Raw genomic sequence first — 22,330 nt, forward strand, 5'->3', positions numbered from 1 at the left:
ACGGCTTTTCCGTTTCTGCTTGGTCCATCGCTTAGAGCTTTATTTCACCATAAAAAGCACCTTCATCTCCACTTTGCACGTGGAATTGAAGGTGCTTTTGTTGTAACCTGGGCTCCTTTCCTGCCTGCGATCAATTTTGAGAGTGCTTCTGCTTGGTGGCCGGCTTTAAGTCCATGTCCTTGGTTACGCCAATATATCTGCCCTACAGATCGAGGTTATATAAGCTAACATGGGAAGGACCTGATTTCGTAAAATTACCGATACTATACCGCTTTCATTGTCGTGGTATACAAAAAGATGCTTTTAGGCTGTGATCCCCCTTTTTAATATGTTATAAAAAGTCACATAAAAATGTTCAAAATCCTGGAATTGAAAGGGGCTGCGGATTTGGAGTTTGGAAATGTGAGGGTTGAACGGAAGGTCCCTTGTGTGCTTCGGGACGGAGTGACGCTTTATGCCGATGTGTATCGGCCAGCGGCTTCAGGGGAGTATCCCGTGCTTTTGCTAAGACAGCCCTATGGACGAAGAATCGCTTCAACAGTCAGCCATGCCCACCCGGTCTGGTATGCGGGCCAGGGATATATCGTGGTTGTTCAGGATGTGCGCGGGAGAGGGGATTCCGATGGGGAGTTCATCCCATTTATGCATGAGGCCGAGGATGGCTTCGATACCGTAAAATGGGCGGCGGAGCTGCCGGAATCAAATGGTCGCGTCGGTATGTACGGCTTCTCCTACCAAGGCTCGGCCCAGTGGGCTGCCGCTTCGCAGCATCCGCCGCAGCTATACGCCATCGCGCCCAGCATGTGCGCCGCTGATCTTTATCACGGCTGGATGTATCCTTACGGCAGCTTTTATGTCCAGAGCGCCCTGCCGTGGGCTTACCAGCTCGCGCGGGATTCCGCCCGGCGGGCCGGCGACACTGAGGCGGAAAGCTACTGCTCGCAGGTGATGGGGAATCCGGGAGCGGTTTTGGGGCAGCTGCCCTACAACGCGGGCCATCCGATTCTGGAGAAATATTGCCCGGCGTATTTCGATTGGGTGAACCGTCCGGAGTACGACGAATACTGGGCGCGGCTGGACTGGATGGGGCGGTTTCTTGAGAAGCCTGTTCCGGCTTTTCATATCGGAGGCTGGTACGATTTTCTCCTGGACGGTACGCTTCAGTCCTACAGCAAGCTTGAGGGGCAGACCCGCTCGGCCGACTTCTTTCACAAGCTGGATATCGGTCCTTGGGTACATATTCCTTGGGGAAGAAAGCCGGGCGGAAAAGACCATGGACCGGATGCCGGAGGCAATATGCATGTGAGACAGGTTCAATGGTTTGACTATTGGCTGAAGGGGCAGAGGGACAACGGCATGTTTGAAGAGCCGCCGATCCGTTATTACGAGCGGGGAAGCATGGAGTGGAAGGAAGCGGAAGCTCTGCCCGACCTGACGCGTGGAGCCGAAAGCAAACCGTTTTATTTATCATCGGCCAAAACGCCGGCAAACGGTGCGCTGGGAGGGGGCCGTCTGACGGCTGCCGCCGGTGACATTGAAGAGAATGCCGCCCCCGATGTATTTGTTTATGATGCAAGACTGCCTATGCAGCTATCTTCCTGGCTGCCTGATGACCGGAGCGTTCAGCAGGACCGCCCGGAAATTCTGGTTTATACGAGCGGATCGTTCGAGGAGCCGCTGAACGTGATCGGTGCCCCGAAGGTCAAGGTATCCTGCCAGGCGATGGACGGACCGACGGATCTGGTTGCCGTGCTGACCATGCTGCTGCCGGACGGAACGGCATCGTTTCTGTCTGTCGGACGGACCGAGATCGGCAAGGCGGATGGCGCGGAAGGGATCAGCCCTTGGGAAGAAGCGGACATCCCCATGCGGCCGTTTGCAGCCGAGTTTCCTAAAGGCGCGGCGCTGCGGCTGGAGCTGACTGGAAGCGCGTTCCCGATCCTGATCCGCCATCCGAACGGCGCGCCGGTCCGGGATGCCGGCAGCCTTTCGGCCGCAGACCTTCATATCGCTACGGTTGCGGTGTCAAGCCGTCCGGGAGCGGCGTCCGTTGTTGAACTGCCGGTGAGATAAAAAGAAAACGACAAGCGACAAGTGACAAGTGACAACCGACAAAGGGGACTACGGGAAATCCTCAATCTCAAGCAGAAAAGGAGTTGGCTTAAGGTGCAAACAGGAATCAAGCTGGTGAATGTAAGTCTTCCGCTAATTGACGAGATGAGCTTGTTTACGCTCAAGATTCAAGACGGCAAATGGACGGAGGTCACTGCGCAGAGTGAAGAGCTGCCCGCAGCGGATGCCGTTTTGATCGACAATTGGGACGGGCAGGAGGTTCCTGTCCTTGATCTGCAGGGCAAAACGCTGCTGCCGGGCTTTGTCGACGCCCACATGCATCTGGATAAGTCCTTTTGCCTGCCGCAGGTCGGGAATGTATCGGGTACGCTGGAGGAAGCGGTGCTTAATTACTCCAATTTCGTGCCGAACATCACCAAAGCCGACATCAAAACGCGCTTCAAGCGCTCGGCTATGCAGGCCGTATCGTACGGAACGACCGCGATGCGGACCCACCTGGATTTCCATGCCAAATATGGCGCAGATGTAGTGATGCGCACGGTAGAGGCGGCTTTGGAGGCCAGAGAGGAGCTGGCTCCTTTTGTCGATATCCAGCTGTTCCCGCTGCTCCCTTATAATGTGCTGACGGACGAAGCGCTGGGTGTCGCGGAGGAAGCGCTGCGCATGGGCGTGACGGGTATCGGAAGCGCCCCGCATCTGTCGCCTACGCCTGAAGCGGACATTGACCGCATTTTCAAGCTTGCGGAGAAGTACGACTGTCCGGTCGATTTCCATACGGATGAGAGCGACGATCCGACCGTCAAGACACTCGCTTACATGACGAAACGGACGATCGAGCTCGGGTATTCAGGCCGCGTAACCGTCGATCATCTGTGCTCGCTCGCTGCCATGACTTGGGCCGAAGCCGAGCCGCTGATCGCCGGCATGGTGGAGGCCGGACTGTTCGCCGTGACGCTGCCGGGAGCCAATATGTATTTGCAGGGAAGACACGACGATTTTCCGGTGCGAAGAGGGGTGACCCGTGTTAAAGCGCTGCTCGAAGCCGGCGTTCCGCTTGCAACGGCCTCGGATAACATCCACGATCCGTTCCATCCTTTTGGCCGGGGCGACCTGCTGCAGATCGGACTGCTCACGGCGTATGCGGCGCACATGGGAAGACCCGCAGATCTGCGCGTGCTGCTGCGCATGATGACCGAGACGCCTGCTACCATTTTGGGGCTCGAGGATTATGGCGTCAAAGTCGGCGGCAAAGCGGACTTTGTGGTGCTTGACGGTGAGACTCCCGAAGAGCTGTTCACCCAGCTCCCGGAACGGCGCTGGATTTGCCGCGGAGGAAGCTGCATCAAGCTGGCCATGGCCAAAACCGGATGGCTGGACCCGGGACTTAACCGGAGCTGGGAGGAAATCTCCGCCCAATTTTCATTCCGCCCCGGCATTGTGAGCGTGTAGGCAAAGGAATTCATAGAGAACGGAGGGAGCAAGTCATGAGCCAGGCAAAGGTACTGATTATCTATTACAGCGCCTATGGTCATATTTTCGAGATGGCAAAAGCGGCGGCAAAGGGGGCGGAGGAGGCCGGTTGTGAAGTCAGGATTCGCCGTATCCCGGAAATGGAATCCGAGAACAACCGTACTCCCTATCTGGATAAAAGGGAGAGGGGCTCGGACTTTTCCGTGCTGGGCACCCGGTTCAAGACGGTAGCCCGTTTCGAGAAATACGAAAAAGCGCTTGCGCTGCAGCAGGACATTCCGATTGCGACCAATGACGATTTGGTTTGGGCGGACGGTATTGTATGGGGCTTCCCCACGAGATACGGGTCGATGCCGTCGCAGGTCAAGCTCTTTCTGGAGTTCGCCACCGATCTGTGCGGTTCGGGCGGGCTTGAAGGCAAGCCGGCGGGCATCATGACGAGCGCCGGTTCGATCCACACCGGGCATGAAGCGACGCTGCTCACGGCGATGGTGCCGCTGTTTCATTTCGGCATGCTGATTGTTGGGCTCCCCTATACGGAAAATCCAGAATATTTGACGGCCGACCCCATTGGCGGCACTCCTTACGGAGCCTCTACGCTTGCCGGACCGGACAGCTCCAGAACGCCCGATGAGCGGGAGCTTGTCATGGCCGGCCGCCTGGGCACCCGGGTGGCCAAAGTGGCGAAGTCGCTGCGCACAACCGGATTTTTGGAGAAATAAGAAGCTGTTGTTCCGTAAGGAGACAGGTAGGATTAAACCTCGTGCAGGTGTTGAACTTTGCGCGAGGTTTTTTATTGTGTAATAAAACATTACATGAATAGGTTCTAAAATTGTAAATCGTCCCTCTTTCAAGGCGTTTTCTTTGTTTTTATTTACAAAAGTGTGTCAAAATGATTGTTGGTCTCCTCGCTTGCGTTATAAAATGTGACACAAGTTAGTTTAAAACGTTAGCTCGATATGAACGAGGAGGGAATGGAACGATGGGAATGTTCACAGCTGCGGAACCGGGGAAGGGGCAGATTGTAACCGGCGAAACGCTCGTTAGTCTTGAAGATGTCGGCAAAGTGTACCCGAACGGAACGGTGGCCGTCCAGCATGCGAACCTGCAAGCAGGTGAGGGAGAATTTCTGTGCTTCGTCGGACCGTCCGGATGCGGAAAGTCTACAATATTTAATATGATTGCCGGATTGACGGGTCCTACCTCCGGAAATTTGTCCGTTCTTGGAACTTCACCCAAGGAAGCGCGGAAGCACAACGAAATCGCTTTTGTTTTTCAGGAGCATACGCTTCTTCCCTGGGCCAAATTAATAGATAATGTGACGATGCCGCTTACGCTGCGGGGCGTACCCAAAAAACAGCGGGTTGAAGAGGGAGAACGGGTGCTGGAGCTGGTGGGCCTGAAAGACTACCGCAAGGTGCTGCCGCGCCAGATTTCGGGCGGTATGAAAATGCGCGTCTCCATCGCCAGGGCGCTCATCTCGCGGCCGAAGCTGCTGTTGATGGACGAACCCTTTGGCGCTCTCGACGAGATTACGCGGCAGATCCTGCAGGATGAGCTGCTGAATATTTGGCAGCAGGATCAGAAAATGACCGTTTTGTTTATTACGCACAATGTGTTTGAAGCGGTGTTCCTTTCAACCCGGGTTGTCGTTATGACACCAAGACCGGGGAAGATTTCCGAAGTGGTCGATATTCCGTTTCCGTTCCCGCGGCAGCATGATTTCCGCACGCAGCCGCAGTTCGGCGAATACGTTCGCAAAATCTCGGAAGAATTACAACATTAAACTATACGGCAGCGCCGTTTCGAAAGGAGAAATTGAACGTGGATAAGGCAGCAGGAACACTTGGTGAGCCCGTACAGTCCGTTTCCGCAGAACCGTCAGCCAAATCGCGGTCTGGCCAGTCTTTCAAAGACGTGCTGAGAAAGGGAATGAGTGGCGTCATTCCGTCTCTCGTAGTATTTATAATATTCGTTGGCGGCTGGGAGTTGGTCGTAAGACTGATCGGAACCCCGCCATACATTCTTCCCAAGCCATCCGATATTGTGAGGGCTGCGTCGGATAACTGGCATAATTTGATGGTTTCCGTCAGCACCACGATTACGGAGGCGGTTGTCGGATTTGTGGTCAGCGTCGTTTTGGGCATTGCCCTTGCGGTATTGCTGGCGCTGTCGAAAATGGTGGAACGGAGCGTTTATCCGTACGCGATTATTTTGCAGACGATTCCGGTCGTCGCCGTTGCGCCGATCATTGTCATCTGGTTTGGCGCCGGCATGAATGCGATTGTGGTTATCGCCTTTTTGATCAGCTTCTTCCCCATACTATCAAATACGCTGATCGGACTTAATTCTACCGAACAGAACATGAAAAATTTGTTTTATCTCTATAACGCCAGCAAAATCCAAACGATTATACGCCTTCGCTTTCCGGCGGCACTTCCTTATATCATGGCCGGACTGAAGATTTCCTGCTCCCTGTCCGTAGTAGGCGCGATCGTCGGCGAATATATAGCGGGGATCGGCGGCGGGAACGGCGGCCTCGGCTACGCGATTACGATGGCTTCGACCCATCTGCAAACGCCTTACCTGTTTGCCTGCGGCCTGGCGGCTTCGATTCTCGGCATTGCTTTCTTCCTGATCGTAAATGCCATATCCAAATGGCTGCTCAGATCCTGGCATGAATCGGCCATGTAGCGCCAGATAGGGATTTTACTGAACGATTGCTGCGCTACCAGCTCACCGGATTTTTGCATCGAAGCAACCTTATACAATATCAAGCAATGCTACGGCTTTGTATCTGACTCGGAAGCTTTACTAAGCGGGATAGCCGCGGCAAAGACGAAGGGATGATGAACGATGGCGATTGAAGGTTTGGTTGCAGGTCATTTCGAACAGTGTCCTGTCCGTAAAATTTCTCCGAAAGACAGCAACAAATTTGTGCTTTTATGCGACCGTACGCAGGTTCCTTTTGTTTCGGTCATCGAGATCTTTGACGAAGGCGGGAAGACGCCGCCCAATGAGCATGCGGTGGCCCATGAATATTTTTACGTCATCTCCGGCGAGGGAATTGCCGTCGTGGGCGATATGGAAATGCCGATCAAGACCGGCTCCTTCTTCATTGTTCCGCCAGGCAACAATCATGAGGTGCGGAACACGGGCAAGGGTCGGCTGTATGTGCTTACAACTATGGTACCTGATGAAAAGTTTTCGGATCTGATCAAATCCGGTCCGGTTGCCAGCCTTGACGAAGACGACCTGGCAGTATTGAAAGGAAAATAGCAGATGGAGGGCTTGGTATGCAGTCAGACAAGTGGAATGCTTTCATCGAGGAGGATCTCAGTGTTGAGCCTTCCGGAACAGGATTTTTAGAAGGATTGACGTTCGCCGTCAAGGATGTAATTGCGATTAAAGGGCACACCAATTCGGCCGGAAATCCGGATTGGCTGAGGACACACGAACCCGCCGAGGCGACCGCGGCTGTTGTCGAGGCGCTGCTCGCGCAGGGGGCGAGGCTTCAAGGTATGGCTCATACGGATGAGCTGATGTTCAGCTTGAACGGCGAGAACTTTCACTACGGAACTCCGGTGAACCCCAAAGATCCAAAGCGGATCCCCGGCGGTTCTTCCAGCGGCTCGGCGGTAGCGGTTGCGGCAGGCATGGTCGACTTCGCGCTCGGCACCGATACGGGAGGATCGATCCGTATTCCTTCTTCCTATTGCGGATTGTACGGCTTTCGGCCGACGCACGGGCTGATTCCTACAGAAGGCGTCATTCCGCTGGCCAGAAGCTTTGATACCGTGGGCTTGATGGCCCGGGATCCAAAGACGCTGCGCCAAGTGGGAGACGCCCTGAAAGCTTGGAAGAGCGGTAAGGGTACTGGAACATTTAAGCGGATTCATTTTGCGTCCGATGCTTGGGACACGCTGGAGCCGGGATCCCGGGGAACGCTTCTTGGAGCGGTGCCGGTAATTGAGAGCTTGCTGGGTAAGGGAAACTGGATGACGCTTGCTGACAAGGGACTGCCTGAATGGTTCCAGGCGTTTCGGACTATTCAGGGATATGAAATCTGGGCTGAGCATGGCGAATGGATTGAGAAAGAACATCCGGTATTCGGACCGGATATTGCAGAGCGGTTTGCCTGGACGAAGACGATTCCGCAGGAAGATTTCGAGCGGAAGAAAGCCGTCCGCAAGCAAATCACTTCATATATGGAAGAACTGCTTGGAGACGACGGACTGCTGATTATTCCGACCGCGCCTTGTCAGGCACCGCAGCTCGGTCTTGTCTCCGAACAAATTGAACATACGCGGGCCCGGGTCATGCAGCTGTCCTGCATTGCCGGACTTACCGGATTTCCGCAGGTGACGGTTCCCTTTGCCGAACCGGACGGACTGCCGATCGGACTATCCTTCATCGCGGGCAGGGGCCTCGACGGTGAGCTTCTGGCATGGATCCACGAAACGCTGGCTCCCGCTCTGGTGGAAGCGGCGAAATCGGCTTAATTTTAACTATAAAGGGGAGTATTCCGATGTTTATGCGATATGAAGGCAGGGCTTGGGAAGAGCGGTTTCTGCCACGTCTGACAAGCAAGCAAATTCGCGAGATGGATAAGGAAAAAGCGCTGGTCATCCTTCCGGTAGGAGCGGTGGAGCAGCATGGTCCGCATCTGCCGGTCATGACCGACACGCTGATCGCCGAAGCGACGCTGACGCAGGCGCTGGATAAAGCGGATCGGGATGCGGGACTGTGGCTTTTGCCTCCGGTTTCTTATGGGAAAAGCAATGAGCATATAGGGATGCCGGGAACGATCTCCTTATCGGCCGCAACCCTTCAAGGCGTGATTATGGACATTGCCCGCAGCCTCGTGGCAAGCGGGTTTCATAAACTTCTTCTCTTTAATACGCATGGCGGGAATACCGACTTGCTAAATGTCGTTGCGCGCGAAATCCGGATTGAAACGGGCATGACCGTATTTTCACTCAGCCCTTCGACTCTGGCTGACGTTAGCGATTTGATCTCGGCGGAAGAGCTGGAATACGGGATTCATGGCGGCGACTACGAAACCTCGATCGTCAAGGCTGTCAAGCCGGGCTGGGTTAAGGATGAATGGGCGGTCAAGGATATTCCGGATATGTCGGATTACCGGTTCCTGACCATTGAAGGCAAAATCCGTTTCGCCTGGCGCACGCCGGATATCTCGGAGAGCGGAGTTTGCGGAGACGCCACTCTTGCGAGTGAGGAGAAAGGCCGAATCATTCAGGAGCGGGTGACCGATTGTCTGGCCCAAGCCTTTACGGAGCTGTGCAGCTTCTCCGTCTCGGACGTCAGGGACAAGAAAGCGCAGGTTTAACAGGATGAAGCTAGCATCGGTCATTCACGGCGGCGCCGAAGAGGCAGCCATTATAACGGAAGGCAGTTACATCGCAATTCGCAGCATCAATGAAGCCGAAGGAACACGGTGGCATACGGATTTGCTCGACATTCTGAAATTCGGCGAACTGGAAGAAATCCAGGGCTGGTACAAGAGCAAAAGCTATGGGCAAATCAAGCAGTTGGAGACGTTCGGCGATCTGAGGTACGCTCCCCCCTACCGCAATCCGGGCAAGATTTGGGGGATTGGCGCCAACTATGTCGAGAAAGCCGAAGCGATGGCGGTCACGCCTCCCGACCAGGAGCCCATTTGCTTTATGAAACCGAACACGAGCCTGATCGGCGAAGAGGATGCCATCGTGCTTCCGAAGCAATCGGACAGGGTTACGGCTGAAGCGGAACTGGGCATCGTGATCGGCAAAACCTGCAAAAACATCGAGCCTGAAGAGGCGCACCGATTCATCGCTGCATATACCACGACGCTGGATATGACTGCACAGGATATTCATGCGAGAAATCCGCGTTTTCTCGGAAGGTCCAAAAGCTTTGACACTTTCTTCAGCTTCGGCCCGCAGCTTGTTACGCCTGACGAAATCCCCGATCTGGAAAACCTTTCGGTTGAAACGGCGCTGAACGGAAAGGTTGTTCATCAAAGCCGCGTTGCGAATATGATTTATTCGCCTGCGTTTATCGTATCATTCTTCTCCAAAATGATGACGCTGCTTCCCGGCGACATCATGATGACCGGAACGCCGGGCTCCATCGAAATCCATGAAGGCGACACGGCGGAGTGCCGGATCGACGGGTTCATGCCGCTTCGGAATCCGGTCAGAGCAGAGTAACAATAGATCATTTAGAGATCATTTTATCTACACACAGAAAGAGGTGGCGAGCATGTCGGTCGAATGGAAATCGGACTTGAACTTAAATGAAAGCCTGGGGACGGCGAAGCTCTACACCGATGAGGAATCCATTGAAAAGTTCTCCAAGGACTTTTACTGGTATTCTCCGGTTCTCGGCAAAAAGCTGAAGGATAAGCGCGGCGATGTCATCATTGCTCCGCAAAATGAGGAAGAGGTCAAGCAGGCGATGGCCCTGGCTTACCGTCTTCAGGTGCCCGTAACGGTTCGCGGAGCCGGAACCGGCAATTATGGCCAGGCTGTTCCGCTGCAGGGCGGAATTGTGCTCGATATGAGCGGGCTGAACCAAATTGTTGAGCTCGGAGACGGCTACGCGCGGGTGCAAAGCGGTGTCCGTATGGGCGTGCTGGAGCGCACGGCCAGAGAAGCGGGCCAGGAGCTGCGGATCTATCCCAGCACCTTCGCCAAAGCGACGATCGGCGGATTTGTGTGCGGCGGCTCGGGCGGCATAGGCTCCGTAACCTGGGGCAATTTGTGGGACGGCAACGTGCTTGAGGTGACGGCCTACACCATGGAGGAGCATCCGCAGAAGCTTGTCGTGAAAGGTGAAGATCTGATCAACTATATCCATAATTACGGAACAACCGGGGTTGTAACGGAGGTCGTCATTCCGCTGGCCCAGAAAACGGATTGGGTGCAGGTTGTATTTCAATTTGCGGATTTTATGGGGGCGGTCGAGTTTGGCGAAGCGCTGAGCGAGGACATGTCCATTCCGAAAAGACTGGTCAGTCCGATGGAATGGCCCTTGCCGTCCTTCTTCAAGCCGCTAGCCAAGGTGCTTGAGCCGGACGCTGCGGTTGTTTTCGTTGAAATCGCGGATGGATCGCTGGATAAAACGGCGGAGCTCGCGAAGCGTTATGGCGGGAAGACCGGTCATGTGATCGAAGCGGCGCGTTACCGTAAAACGATGGGGCTTTCGGACTTCACCTGGAACCACACGACGCTGTGGGCGCTTACGGCTGATCCGGCATGGACTTATTTGCAGGCGGGATTTGCGCCGGGACGCTACCTGGAGCAGGTCAAAATCCTCAAGGAGAAATTCGGGGACGAAGTGCTGATGCATTTCGAATGGATCCGAAACGGAGGCGTGCTGTCGCCGAACGCGCTGCCGGTGGTTCGTTTTACGACGGAAGCAAGACTGTACGAAATCATTGATGAGTTTCTGGCCAACGGCGTCGAAATTTATGACCCGCACACCTGGATGCTGGATAACGGCGGCCGGGGAGCTGTATCCAGCATGCGGCTCAAGAAGCAGGTCAATGATCCGCTTGGTCTGCTGAATCCCGGCAAAATCGGATAAACACCAGTCCAAAAAAACGCGAATTCCAAGGAGAGCCTATGTCCACATTGCTGATCAAAAATGCGAAATCAATTGTAACGATGGATGGGGAGCGCCGGCGGATCGAAGGGGGCAGCCTGTACGCGGACGGTCAGAAGATCATTGCGATGGGAAAAGACATTCCCTACGAGGATGCGGACACCGTCATTGATGCCAGCCACAAAATCGTTTATCCCGGACTCATCAATACGCATCATCATCTATATCAGACGCTGACGCGCAACATACCGTTTGCCCAGGACTGCACCTTGTTTGACTGGCTCATTACACTCTATGAAATCTGGCGGCATATGCGCCCTGAGGATGTTTATATCAGCGCCGCGGTTGGCCTCGGCGAACTGCTGAAGAGCGGATGCACGACCGCCGCGGACCATTTTTACTGCTTCCCGAACGGCATTTCGGGAGAGCTCATCGACGAGGAAATCCGGGCGGCGGGAGAGCTGGGCATTCGCTTTTTCCCGACCCGCGGGTCCATGAGTCTAGGGCGTTCGAAAGGCGGGCTTCCGCCGGACGAAGTATGCCAAAGCGAAGACGTTATTTTGAAGGATACGCAGAGGGTGATTGAGCGTTACCACAACAAAGAGCGGTTCGCCATGGTTCGTGTAGGCGTGGCGCCGTGTTCGCCGTTTTCGGTTACGGCAGACCTGCTGCGGGAATCCGCTAATCTGGCGAGAAGCTACGGGGTCCGTCTTCACACCCACCTGGCGGAGACGATCGACGAAGAGGATTTTTGCCTGGAGAAGCTTGGGGCAAGACCGCTTGATTTTCTGGAGCAAAACGGCTGGATGGGCGAGGATGTCTGGTTTGCGCACGGCATTCATTTTAATGAAGGGGAAATTCACCGGCTGGGCGCGCACCGCTGCGGGATTGCGCATTGTCCGACCAGCAACATGAAGATCTCCTCCGGCGTGTTCCCGATCATGAATATGCTTAAGGCGGGAGTAAAGGTTGGACTGGGGGTGGACGGCTCTGCCTCCAACGACGGATCCAATATGCTGCAGGAAGCAAGAACGGCTTATTTGCTGCACAAGCTTATGCACGGACCGCTGTCAATCAGCGCTGAGGACAGTCTGCATCTGGCTACGATGGGATCAGCCTCGGTGCTGGGATGGGAAGACGATATCGGTTCACTCGAAGTTGGCAAAGCGGCCGATTTGTTTATGATCGATACCCGCCAGCTCGGCTTCGCAGGTGCGCTGTTTGACGATACTGCGCTCCCAATCGTTACAGGCTTGTCGCAGTCCGTTGATATGACCGTCGTCGGCGGCAAAGTCGTCGTTAAAGAGGGCAGGCTTGTAGGATTGGATGAGGAAAAAATCGCTTTACAGGCACAGGCGGCAGCGTTCAGAATGATGTCAGAAGCGTCCTTCCGGACGAAGATTGATTATTCACAGCGGCGTATTGCCAAATAATCACTGGAGAAAAGAGGAAGATCATGAATTTGACGATTGCCGAGATCAATGCGCTGTCGAAGCCTGAATTCGTAGAGGTTTTCGGCAGCGTCTTCGAACATTCTCCCTGGGTAGCCGAGGGTGCCTTTGAGGCGAAGCCTTTCGCGTCGGTTCGGGAGCTGCACGAAGCGATGCTGCGCGTAGTTGAGGAATCGCCGGAGGAGAAAATCCTTGACTTTATCCGGGTGCATCCCAACCTTGCCACCCGCATGAAAGTAGGCGCCTACTCTGCCAAAGAACAGCAGGGCGCCGGCCTGGGCCAGCTCTCCACGGAGGAATTCGAGCGCTTTACCCGTTTAAACCAGTCTTATATGGAGAAGTTCGGCTTTCCTTTCATTCTCGCCGTTACCGGGAAAACCAAGGAGGACATCGTTGCGTCCATGGAAGAAAGGCTTGACAACAGCTATGAAGCCGAGCGTAAGCAGGCGATGAAACAAATTGCGCGCATTACCGAAATCAGACTAAACAACATTATCGTCGGTTGACAGTCGGATTAACAGCCAGATTAAGAGGCAGGAATGCCGTATTAAAAAAATTGCTGGAGGTAGGTTGAATGGCGGGCAAACTCACCACGCATGTGCTTGACATCTCCAGAGGTGTTCCGGCGGCAGGCATGCATATCAGGCTGTTCAGGCTGGACGGAGAGAGCAGGCAATTGTTGCGTGAGGCGGACACAAATTCGGACGGCCGCCTGGATCAGCCGCTGCTTTCGGAAGGCGCCCTTGAAGCCGGGCTTTATGAGCTGGTTTTTGACGCCGGCGGTTATTTCAGGGAAAGCCCGGTTTTCGGGCTTAAAGAAGAAGAACTGTTTCTGGAGCAGGTCCCGATCCGCTTTCGGGTCAGCGACCCCAAAGCCCATTACCATGTTCCATTGCTGGTCGCTCCTGGCGGCTACAGCACATATCGGGGCAGTTAAAAGAACTACATTTGGAGGAGGGCGGAATGATGAGCGATCGCTACGACTTGATCATACACGGAGGTTTGGTCGTTCTTCCTGATGAGGTTCGTAAAATGGACATCGGCATTCAAAACGGAAAAATAGCGGCACTCGCAGACCATATCGAATCCCATCTTGCGGCAGACACGGTCAATGCGGAGGGGCGGCTCGTTATGGCCGGCATGATCGATGCTCACGTTCATTTCAATGAACCGAATTTAGGGCATTGGGAGGGTTTTGAGACCGGAACCGCAGCTCTGGCTGCGGGCGGATGCACCGCGTTTGCGGATATGCCGCTCAACGGAAATCCGCCTACCGTCACCCTTCCCGCGCTTGAAATCAAAGAGCGCCTGGCGGCGGAAGGTTCCGCCGTCGACTATGCTTTTTGGGGCGGCCTGATGCCCGGCTTTCTGGATCAGATCGAGGGGCTGGCCGCAGCAGGCGTTATCGGCTTTAAAGCCTTTATGTCCAATCCGGGCGGAGAAGGGGAAGGCCGTTTTCGCGAAGTCGACCGAAAGACGCTGCACGAAGGCATGAAACGCATCGCCGCGGCACAGGGCGTGCTTGCCCTGCACGCGGAAAGCGAAGAGATGACCTCGAAGCTCGCGGAAGCCGCCAGAGCCGCAGGCAAGACGGATGCCAGGGCTTTTGTGGAATCGCGCCCGGTGGAGGCTGAAGTCGAGGCGGTGTCCGAAGCGCTGGAGCTTGCGGAGCAGACCGGCTGCCGCCTTCATTTTGTTCATATCAGCTCGCCGGAAGCGGTGGATGTGATCGACGCCGCCAAGCGCCGCGGAATGGATGTCACGCTGGAAACGTGTCCGCACTATCTGGTGTTGACGGCATCCGATATGGAGGAGCTTGGACCGGTGGCCAAATGCGCGCCGCCTTTGAGGGATGAAGCGCGGCAGGCGGAGCTTTGGAAACGGCTTGAAGCGGGCAAGATTGATTTCATCACATCCGATCATTCGCCTTGTCCGGAATCCATGAAGGATATGGCGAACGGAACCTTTTTCGACGCATGGGGAGGCATTGCCGGGGCGCAGAACAGCCTGGAGCTGATGCTTGATGAAGGCTGGCACAAACGGGGAATTCCGCTGCCGGCCATTTCGCGCTTGCTCTCTTTGCATCCGGCTAAACGTTTTGGCTTCTATCCCCGCAAGGGAGAGATCGCCGAAGGGTTTGACGCCGATCTGGTGCTTATCGATCCGAACCGGAACTACACGCTTTCACGGGAGGATTTGCTGCATCGGCATCCGCATAGCCCGTACATTGGAAGAACCTTTTCCTGCAAGGTTACGGAGGTTTATTGCAGAGGGCGTGCCGTGTACCGCGAAGGCCAGGGAATCGTTTCGAAAGCGGAAGGGAAATGGATCGCTCCGGCGCAGGCGTCAGGCGGGAATGCGGAAAGGGGGCCTCTCGCATGAATTCGCCCCATCTTTTGCAGGATAAATCCGACTTTTCCGAAGTAGTGAATCTGCTGGATGAACTGGCCGGCTTTGGCATGGAAGAGGACGGCGGTGTGACAAGACTGCTGTATACGAAGCCCTGGGTAGAAGCGCAAAGCTTTCTGGCGGATAAAATGAGGGAGGCCGGTCTCGAGGTCCATTTTGACCGTGTAGGCAATCTGTACGGAAGGCTTCCCGGACGCGATGCCGATTTGCCGGTTATATTGACCGGTTCTCATATCGACACGGTGCGCAGCGGAGGAAAATATGACGGCGCGTTTGGCATAGCCGCAGGCCTGACCGCGCTCACCCAGCTGAAGGAGAAGTTCGGGCAGCCGTCCAGAACGCTGGAAGTCGTCGCCTTGTGCGAGGAAGAAGGCAGCCGCTTTCCGCTAACGTTCTGGGGCTCCGGCAGCGTGACCGGATTTCATGATCCGGCCGTAGCCGGGAAGGTACGGGACGAAGCGGGAATCTCGCTGCGGGAAGCGATGCTGGGCGCCGGGTTTGGGCTTGCTGAGCAGCAAAGTCCGCTGCGCGATGATCTCGGCATGTATATTGAGCTGCATATCGAGCAGGGAGTTGCGCTGGAGAGGATGAACAAGCGGATCGGGATCGTGGAAACGATCGTCGGCCAGCACCGGTATACCGTTACGGTATCCGGCGAGCGCAACCATGCCGGGACGACGCCGATGCATATGCGCAGCGATGCGCTGGCCGGCGCAGCCGAAATGATCTTTAGGCTGGAGGCCATGGCGGGTGAAGCCGGCGACCCTCTCGTGGCGACGGTCGGCAAAATTGCCGCCAGCCCGAACACCTCCAACGTCATTCCCGGCGAAGTCAGCTTTACGCTGGATATTCGCCATGATACGAAGGAGGAGCTGACGGCATTTTGCAGCAAAGTGAGCACGGCGTTCGAGCAGATCGCCCGCAAACGTGGGCTGGGGCTGGATTTGCAGCTGCAGCTGGAAACAGAGCCCGTGCCTATGGACTCCGCCATCAAGGAGCGGCTCGAATCGCTGTGCGGCGAGCTCAAGCTGCCTTACCGCCGGATGGTGAGCGGTGCCGGGCATGATGCCCAGCTGCTTGCCTCGCTTTGCCCGTCAGCGATGCTGTTTGTTCCCAGCCGCGGCGGCATCAGCCACTCGCCGGAGGAGTTCACCTCTCCGGAGCATTTGACCGAAGGCGCCGCTTTGCTTGCTGTCTTGCTTCATCAACTTGCTTATTGACAGGGGGGTTAACGATGACGAAACCATATGCGGAATTTTCGCCGTCTCAAAGAACGATTATGACACCGGGTCCTGTTGAAGTGGATCCCAGAGTGCTAAGAGCTTTGTCGTATCCGGTCCTGGGCCAATTCGATCCCGAGTTTACGGATATGATGAACGACGTAATGGAGATGCTGAGAGAGCTGTTTCAGACAACCAATCATTGGGCTTTCCCGGTTGACGGCACTTCCCGCTCCGGCATTGAAGCGGTGCTGACCAGCCTGATTGAGCCCGGCGATACCGTGCTTATCCCGATTTACGGCCGGTTCGGTCATTTGCTGCATGAGATTGCGGAACGCTGCGGCGCCAAAGTGGTAACGATCGAACGGGAGTGGGGAACCGTCTTTGCGCCGGAGGACGTCATAGCCGCCATTAAAGAATATCGTCCCGATGTCGTGGCTATGGTGCATGGAGAGACATCTACCGGACGGATGCAGCCTATGGAGGGAATCGGAGCGGCCTGCCGCGAGGTGGACGCCCTGCTTGTCGTCGATGCGGTCGCCACGATCGGGGGAGTTCCGGTCCTGACTGATGAATGGCAAATCGACGCGGTGATCGGAGGAAGCCAGAAATGCATCTCCGTTCCTTCCGGCATGGCTCCTGTGACTTACAATGAACGGGCAGAACGCAAAATCAACGCCCGCAAACAAGTAGAACGGGGACTCCGGACGGAGCCGGACGAGCCCGGAACTGCGGCTTCAGGGCCGAAGCTTCGGCAAATCCAGAGCAATTATCTGGACCTCAGCCAGCTGCAGGATTACTGGAGCCCTGCCCGGCTGAACCATCATACCGAAATGACCTCCATGCTATATGCGCTGCGCGAAGGCGTAAGAATTGTGCTGGCTGAAGGATTGGAGGAGCGCTTCGCCCGTCATCGCCTGCATGAAAAAGCGCTGGTGGCGGGACTTGCGGCGATGGGATTATGCCTGTACGGAGATCCGGACTCCAAGCTGCCGGTCGTGACCTGTGTGAGCATCCCTGCCGGCATTGACGGAGAGCAAGTAAGAACAAAGCTGCTGCAGGATTTCGGGATCGAAATCGCCAGCTCTTTTGGGCCGCTGAAAGGAAAAATATGGCGGATCGGGACTATGGGCTACAGCTGCCGCCAAACGAATGTCCTGCATCTGCTCGGCGCGCTGGAAGCCGTCCTGATTCGCTGCGGGCACAAGCTGCCGGCCGGAGAGGCGCTGCAGGCGGCGCTTGACGTCTATGATGCGGTGACCGCTCCGGCCAAAGAGGGGGCTGTGCGTTGAGCGCAAAATTGATTTATAACGGCACGGTGCTGACGATGGACCCGGATAACCGGATTTTCAAGCCCGGTTATGTGTACATCGAGAACAACCTTATTCGCGAGGTCGGCGAATGGAAAGAGGATGGAAGCCTGGATCATCTGCTGAAACAGGCTTCCTTTCGCTACAATGCGGAAGGCAAGGCCGTCATTCCCGGCCTCGTCAACACCCATACGCATCTGTTCCAGACCTTCATGCGGGGGGTATCGGACCATCTGCCGCTTGCGCAGTGGCTGCGCGAAATTATTTGGCCGATCAGCGTCGCGATGGAACCTGAGGATTTTTATTTGGCCGCTGTAATCGGCTGCATGGAAAATCTGAAATCCGGCGCTACGTATCTAATGGACCATCATTATATCCATACTTCTCTGGAGAATACGGAAGGGGTCCTGCGGGCCATTGCAGATTCGGGAATCCGCGGGCATTTGGCCAGAGGAGGATCGGATCTTTGCGGAGAGCACCGTCTGCGCGAAACGGATGAGCAAATTTTCAGCCATACGGATGAGCTGCTGGACCGCTGGGAAGGCGAAGCGTCGGACCGGATCCGCATCGCGCTCGGTCCCCTTAACTTATACGCCTGCTCCCGCCCTTACCTGGAGAAAGCGGCCAAATTCAGCAAGGACCGCAATCTGATTTCCCATGTTCATGTGGCGGAGACGAAGGAACAGATCGGCAATACGATGCAGAACTATGGCATGCGCAATCTGGAGCTGCTGAACGATATCGGCCTGCTGGGTGACAAAACGCAGGTCGTCCACGGCATCTGGCTGGATGACGGAGAGCTTGAGACGATAGCCAAACATAAGGCGACCGTTGTGCATTGCCCGGTTTCGAATATGTATCTTGCCTCCGGCGTTGCCAGAGTGCCCGAAATGCAGCGGATGGGTATTAATGTGGCGCTCGGCACAGACGGACCCGGCAGCAACAACTGCCAGGACAATCTGGAGGTGCTCAAGTTTACGGCTTGTCTGCATAAGGTGAACGCGCTTGATGCGACGCTGCTGCCTCCAATGGATGTGCTCCGGATGGCAACGATCAATGGAGCCAGAGCGATGGGCCGCGAGGACGAGCTAGGCAGTCTTGAGCCGGGGAAGAAAGCGGATGTCGTAACCGTGGATTTGATGAAGGCGCATATCGCTCCGGTTCATCGGGTCAGCTCCGCGCTCGTATACAATGCAAACGGCAATGATGTGGATTTGGTCATCGTCAACGGCCAAATTGCGGTTGAGAGCGGAAAGTGCACGCTCGTTGACGAAGCGGAAATTTTGCGCCGCGCCCAGAGCCGCGTCGATGTTCTGCGGGGCAAGCTGGCCGCGCGTTATCCCGTATTCGGCGGCGACTTCTAACAATAATCCAACAAGAAAGATGGGATGATACCATGCAAACGACCAGACTTCACGATCCGGTACTGGAAAATGATTGGCACGCCGTCTATTTGGCCTCCGAGCTGAAGGATAAGCCGGTGGGCGTAATTCTTCTGGGGGAAAGAATCGCTTTATTCCGGAACTCCGAAGGCGTTCATGCCCTGCAGGATTTGTGTGTGCACCGCGGCGCGATGCTATCGGAAGGGTGGATAAAAGGGGAGTCCCTGGTCTGTCCTTACCACGGCTGGCAGTACGACTCCTCCGGCCAATGCGTCTGTATTCCGGCGCAGCCCAAGGGGGAGAGAATCCCGCCAAGAGCCAAAGCGGTAGCCTATGCCTGCGAGGAGAAGTACGGATTTATTTGGGTATGCATCGGCGAGCCCTCGGGCCCTGTTCCCCACCTGGAGTATTTTGCGAATCCCGAGTATCGCCCGCTTCCTTGCGGTCCATACCATGTAAAAGCGGCAGGAACAAGAGTCGTTGAGAACTTTACGGATTTTGCCCATCTGATGTTCGTTCATCAGGATTTGCTCGGACATCCGGATTATGCGGAGCTGCCGCCGATCGAGGTACATAAAGAAGATGGCCGGATATATATCGAAAATATCCCGATTTTCCAGCCGGTGGCGCATTCGGGTTCGGATAAAAAAGAAGGGACGACCTACGTATACCGCAAAGAGGTTTATCGTCCTTTATCCGGCTGGCTTTCCAAAACCGATCCGAGCAATGGGCAAACGCTGTGGATATTGCTGACGGTAGCTCCGGTGTCCGCGGACGAGTGCAAGGTCTTTATGATGGTATCCCGGAACTACGGGTTCGATGTGCCTGACGAGAATTTTATCAAATTTCAGGATATCGTCTTCGACCAGGATGCCCGTGTCATTGAGACGCAAAAGCCCGAGCTGCTTCCGCTGGATCTGCAGGCCGAACTGAATCATCGCGTCGATATTTTTTCTGTCGCCTACCGCAGGTGGTTGAAAGAACTGGGAGTTGTCATAGGGACGGTCTGACATAATAGTGTAATATAACATGACATATCTGGAATAAATACAATTTACTCTTCTTAAATTGTTGAGAATTACAATTCTATGTTAGATAGATTGACTCATTTTTAACGTGAAAATTATAATCCTTGTATAAAATCAAGACACAAATTAGAAGAGGCCAAACGGAGGGGAGAACCATGAAAGGTTATTTCACACGTAATTCCAGGAAGAGCAGTGTTGTATTATTGCTCAGTATTGTTCTGTTAATGAGCATCTTGAGCGCATGCGGCAGCAAGTCGTCAAACTCGTCAAGTCCTTCGGGAGAATCAAGCGGGCCAGCTGCTTCCGGCGCTTCTGCGGCGCCTGAAGTCAAAAAAGCAACACTCGTTCTGAACTGGTTCCCGGAACCGGAACATGGCGGCAACTTTGCCGCTCTTGCCAAAGGATATTATAAGGATGCAGGCTTTGATATGACACTTATGCCTGGCGGTCCTTCCGTTTCATCCACCCAAATCGTTGCTTCAGGCAAAGCGGAATTCGGCATGGCGAACGGCGATGACATTTTGGTGGCAAGAGAACAGGGCATTCCGATTGTGGCCATCGCAACAGCGTTCCAAAAAAGTCCGCAGGCTCTTTTCTATCATAAAGGGTCGGGCATTTCGGACTTCTCCGATTTAAACGGCCATGATGTGTATGTGGCAGCGACAGCAAGCTACTGGCAGTTTATGAAGAACAAATACAAGCTGGATAAAGCGCAGGAAATGAAGTATACAGGTTCCCTGGTGAACTTCCTCAACGATCCGAACGCCGTGATTCAGGGTTACGTCACTTCCGAAACTTACACGCTGAATCAGCAAAAGATAGATTACGGCATTCTGCTGAATGCCGATTCCGGTTATAACATCTACGCCGGCGTTTACTTTACGACCGAGAAGATGATCAAGGAACATCCAGAACAAGTGAAGGCCTTCGTTGAAGCTTCGGTTAAAGGCTGGGACTACTACAAGGATCATTCGGACGAAATCAACCCGGAAATTCAAAAGGCAAATCCTGATATGAGCCTCGATATGATGAAATACAGTGTCGAGAAGGGTGCAGAGTTCGCCTATGGCGGAGATGCTGCAACAATGGGAACAGGGGTTATTACAGAAGCCCGCTGGTCGGAACTGCAAAAGCAGCTTCTGGACGTGGGTGTCATCAAGAAAAACGAAGATATCAACAAGGCGTTTACGACTCAGTTCCTGCCATCAAAATAATATAGGGATTGGATAAGGGGAAGCGGGAGCTTCCCCTTTTCACTAAGGCCGCCATGCAAAGATTACGTTAAGGAGGAGAAGCTCATGCTGCAAACCGAACATCCCGTACTCCGAAAATTCTATTATCCCGTCATCCCTATGTCCGAGCTGAAGGATGGACCCAAACCGATCACGATGTTTGGCCAGCCGCTTGTGGTGTGGCTTGATGAGGCTGGCAAGCCAGCCGCTGCCGTAGACCGCTGCTGCCACCGTTCCGCCAAGCTGTCCAAGGGGACGATCAGAAACGGGAGCGTCGTTTGTCCATACCACGGCTGGGCTTTTAACGGGGAAGGAAAATGCACCTATTTTCCCCAATCCAAACTGGAGAACCCGCCAAAGGTATATAAAATCAAGGCTTACCGGTGCGAGGAACGCTACGGCTATGTATGGGTTGCGCTGGAAGAGCCTTTGACGGGCATTCCAGAGTTCAAGCGGTTCGGCGAACCCGGCTTCCGGCAGATTCATGAATTTTACCATGTGGTGAACTGCTCGGGGCTGCGGATGATGGAGAACTCGTTCGACAACGCCCATATCGCTTTCGTGCATCACAATACGTTCGGCGATAACAACGACCCGATTCCGGCGGAGATCAATCTGGTTCAGAACGAATGGGGCTTCGAAATGTTCAGCGAGATCAACGTGACGAACAAGCTGAACAAGGAAGTCAAGGCGATAAATGTGGAAAGCGATGAGACGGTCCGCACCACGCATTCCAGATGGTTTATGCCATTTATCCGCCAGACGGATATTACCTATCCGACCGGTCTGGTAAATTCCATCGTAACCTGCGTTACGCCGATCGAAGAAGGTTCCTGCATGCTGACCCAGTTTGTGTTCCGGAACGATACGGAGGAGCAGGTGCCTGCGGAGAAGGTCATCGCCTTCGACCGCGCCGTGGTGGCTGAAGACCTGGAGGTGCTGGAGTCCACGGAGCCCAATGTGGCGCTTGATGTAACGCAGCGGCTGGAGACGCACATGTATTCGGATAAGCCGGGCATCGTCATGCGCGAGATGCTGCTGAAGCTGCTGGAGAGCCACGGCGAGCGCGAAACGCTGCCGCAGCTGAATCCGCCGCAGCTGTACAAAATGGAAATTTTGGATCCGGTAAAAGAGCAGTGAGAACAAG

General features: G+C 54.8%; 20 protein-coding genes. All 20 read left to right on the forward strand.

Annotation, left to right across the window (positions count from 1 at the left end; genetic code table 11):
- Positions 1 to 351: 351 nt before the first annotated feature.
- Positions 352 to 2,073, forward strand: a complete 1,722-nt coding sequence (locus tag K7397_RS05545; protein WP_237690696.1) for a CocE/NonD family hydrolase — start codon at positions 352 to 354, stop codon at positions 2,071 to 2,073.
- A 93-nt stretch (positions 2,074 to 2,166) separates the two neighbouring features.
- A complete protein-coding gene (locus K7397_RS05550) occupies positions 2,167 to 3,522 on the forward strand; it encodes an amidohydrolase family protein (protein WP_223066948.1) in 1,356 nt (451 codons plus the stop codon).
- 35 nt (positions 3,523 to 3,557) lie between these two features.
- Positions 3,558 to 4,265, forward strand: coding sequence for an NAD(P)H-dependent oxidoreductase (locus tag K7397_RS05555; protein WP_223066949.1), 708 nt, complete (start codon positions 3,558 to 3,560; stop codon positions 4,263 to 4,265).
- Positions 4,266 to 4,525: 260 nt separating this feature from the next.
- The gene (locus tag K7397_RS05560) at positions 4,526 to 5,329 is read left to right on the forward strand and encodes an ABC transporter ATP-binding protein (protein WP_237690697.1); all 804 of its coding nucleotides are present in this window, start codon (positions 4,526 to 4,528) and stop codon (positions 5,327 to 5,329) included.
- A gap of 131 nt (positions 5,330 to 5,460) precedes the next feature.
- Positions 5,461 to 6,237: an ABC transporter permease gene (locus K7397_RS05565; protein WP_337926680.1), complete on the forward strand. Its 777-nt coding sequence runs from the start codon at positions 5,461 to 5,463 to the stop codon at positions 6,235 to 6,237.
- Positions 6,238 to 6,399: 162 nt separating this feature from the next.
- Complete coding sequence (locus tag K7397_RS05570) at positions 6,400 to 6,822, forward strand: cupin domain-containing protein (protein ID WP_223066950.1); 423 nt, start codon at positions 6,400 to 6,402, stop codon at positions 6,820 to 6,822.
- A gap of 17 nt (positions 6,823 to 6,839) precedes the next feature.
- Positions 6,840 to 8,045: an amidase gene (locus K7397_RS05575; RefSeq protein WP_223066951.1), complete on the forward strand. Its 1,206-nt coding sequence runs from the start codon at positions 6,840 to 6,842 to the stop codon at positions 8,043 to 8,045.
- 26 nt (positions 8,046 to 8,071) lie between these two features.
- Positions 8,072 to 8,893: a creatininase family protein gene (locus K7397_RS05580; RefSeq protein WP_223066952.1), complete on the forward strand. Its 822-nt coding sequence runs from the start codon at positions 8,072 to 8,074 to the stop codon at positions 8,891 to 8,893.
- A gap of 4 nt (positions 8,894 to 8,897) precedes the next feature.
- Positions 8,898 to 9,755: a fumarylacetoacetate hydrolase family protein gene (locus K7397_RS05585; protein WP_223066953.1), complete on the forward strand. Its 858-nt coding sequence runs from the start codon at positions 8,898 to 8,900 to the stop codon at positions 9,753 to 9,755.
- Between the two features lie 52 nt (positions 9,756 to 9,807).
- Complete coding sequence (locus K7397_RS05590) at positions 9,808 to 11,133, forward strand: FAD-binding oxidoreductase (RefSeq protein ID WP_223066954.1); 1,326 nt, start codon at positions 9,808 to 9,810, stop codon at positions 11,131 to 11,133.
- Between the two features lie 38 nt (positions 11,134 to 11,171).
- Positions 11,172 to 12,584, forward strand: coding sequence for an 8-oxoguanine deaminase (locus K7397_RS05595; protein WP_223066955.1), 1,413 nt, complete (start codon positions 11,172 to 11,174; stop codon positions 12,582 to 12,584).
- A gap of 23 nt (positions 12,585 to 12,607) precedes the next feature.
- On the forward strand, positions 12,608 to 13,108 hold the full coding sequence (uraD, locus tag K7397_RS05600) for a 2-oxo-4-hydroxy-4-carboxy-5-ureidoimidazoline decarboxylase (protein WP_223066956.1): 501 nt from the start codon (positions 12,608 to 12,610) through the stop codon (positions 13,106 to 13,108).
- A gap of 68 nt (positions 13,109 to 13,176) precedes the next feature.
- Positions 13,177 to 13,539 (forward strand): hydroxyisourate hydrolase, encoded by a 363-nt coding sequence (gene uraH / locus K7397_RS05605; RefSeq protein WP_223066957.1) that lies wholly within the window; start codon positions 13,177 to 13,179, stop codon positions 13,537 to 13,539.
- 29 nt (positions 13,540 to 13,568) lie between these two features.
- The gene (locus tag K7397_RS05610; RefSeq protein ID WP_223066985.1) at positions 13,569 to 14,984 is read left to right on the forward strand and encodes an allantoinase; all 1,416 of its coding nucleotides are present in this window, start codon (positions 13,569 to 13,571) and stop codon (positions 14,982 to 14,984) included.
- A complete protein-coding gene (gene allC / locus K7397_RS05615) occupies positions 14,981 to 16,231 on the forward strand; it encodes an allantoate deiminase (protein ID WP_223066958.1) in 1,251 nt (416 codons plus the stop codon). The genes K7397_RS05610 and allC overlap by 4 nt, the downstream gene beginning before the upstream one ends.
- Positions 16,232 to 16,245: 14 nt before the next feature.
- On the forward strand, positions 16,246 to 17,523 hold the full coding sequence (locus K7397_RS05620; protein ID WP_223066959.1) for a pyridoxal-phosphate-dependent aminotransferase family protein: 1,278 nt from the start codon (positions 16,246 to 16,248) through the stop codon (positions 17,521 to 17,523).
- A complete protein-coding gene (locus K7397_RS05625; protein ID WP_237690698.1) occupies positions 17,520 to 18,905 on the forward strand; it encodes an amidohydrolase family protein in 1,386 nt (461 codons plus the stop codon). Before K7397_RS05620 ends, K7397_RS05625 begins: the two co-directional genes overlap by 4 nt.
- Before the next feature lie 32 nt (positions 18,906 to 18,937).
- Positions 18,938 to 19,933 (forward strand): aromatic ring-hydroxylating dioxygenase subunit alpha, encoded by a 996-nt coding sequence (locus K7397_RS05630; RefSeq protein ID WP_223066960.1) that lies wholly within the window; start codon positions 18,938 to 18,940, stop codon positions 19,931 to 19,933.
- Positions 19,934 to 20,106: 173 nt separating this feature from the next.
- Positions 20,107 to 21,165, forward strand: a complete 1,059-nt coding sequence (locus tag K7397_RS05635) for an ABC transporter substrate-binding protein (RefSeq protein WP_223066961.1) — start codon at positions 20,107 to 20,109, stop codon at positions 21,163 to 21,165.
- A gap of 84 nt (positions 21,166 to 21,249) precedes the next feature.
- Positions 21,250 to 22,323 (forward strand): aromatic ring-hydroxylating dioxygenase subunit alpha, encoded by a 1,074-nt coding sequence (locus K7397_RS05640; RefSeq protein WP_223066962.1) that lies wholly within the window; start codon positions 21,250 to 21,252, stop codon positions 22,321 to 22,323.
- Positions 22,324 to 22,330: the final 7 nt, after the last annotated feature.

Origin of the sequence: Paenibacillus caui (genome assembly GCF_019904135.1) — a bacterium.
GTDB classification, from domain to species: Bacteria; Bacillota; Bacilli; order Paenibacillales; family Paenibacillaceae; genus Fontibacillus; species Fontibacillus caui.